Origin of the sequence: Mesorhizobium sp. M0816 (genome assembly GCF_040320005.1) — a bacterium.
Classification (GTDB): domain Bacteria; phylum Pseudomonadota; class Alphaproteobacteria; order Rhizobiales; family Rhizobiaceae; genus Mesorhizobium.
In genome coordinates, this window is the sequence record NZ_JAMYOT010000105.1 from 1 (window position 1) to 812 (window position 812).

At 61.7% G+C, this 812-nt stretch carries 2 protein-coding genes; both read right to left on the minus strand.

The window, feature by feature from the left end; genetic code table 11:
- On the minus strand, positions 1–335 hold a 335-nt coding region (locus NKI17_RS36865; RefSeq protein WP_352849544.1), incomplete at its 3' end, for a recombinase family protein.
- A partial coding sequence (locus tag NKI17_RS36870; RefSeq protein ID WP_352826326.1) for a hypothetical protein occupies positions 332–812 on the minus strand: 481 nt, incomplete at its 5' end. The genes NKI17_RS36870 and NKI17_RS36865, both read right to left, overlap by 4 nt.

An 812-nucleotide genomic window follows, 5' to 3' on the forward strand; every position in this document is an offset into this window, starting at 1 on the left:
ATGAGCGTTCCGACAAGGCCGCAAAACTCGATGAGCGTATGCCAGTCCCGGCCATTGCGGGCCAGCCGGGAGGCTTCAATGGCGAGGACCGCACCAACCCGACCTTCGCAGATCGCCGCCAGAAGCTTCTCAAAGCCCGGACGGCTGATGCCAGACCCTGAACGACCGAGATCTTCATCGATGACGATGGCGTCTTTCCAGCCAAGGGACCGCGCTCGCTCGGCAAGGCCATATTGGCGTCGCCGGCTCTCGGGATTGTTGACGAGTTGATCGGCCGTCGACTGCCGGACATAGACATAGGCACCGCGCGCGAGATGTTCAGCGGTGATCTTCATGATCTGCCTCCCGTCCCGTCTGGCTCACCACCGCTTCCCTCAGCAAGGTCTCGATCAGCGGGAGGGTGCGTTCCCGGACTTCGCCTGGAAGACTCGATGGCGGAGCCTTCTTGGAAAACAGGTCTGGCTGGTCGGTTCGGCATTGCCTGCGCTGCATGGTCGTCTCCTGGCTGGCGTGAGTCGCTCTGCAGAAAACGTAGACATGCATCGACCTCGCGGCGCAGGTCGCGCAGGCATGAAAGGGGAAAACGGGGCGCCTCGCGAACCGCCATCGTCAGGGCGATCTCTTCCGTCATCCAGATCGGAATCAGCGCCAGGCTGCCATCCGGTTGTCGCCCGACATAGGCCGGCTCACCGCAATAACGCTGACGGCCTGTGACGAAAATCTCCCCGCCCGAACGTGGATGAAAGGCGTAACGGACAATCTTCTTTGCCTCGCCATCCTGATAACGGGCATTATGAGCCCAGTCCGACCGG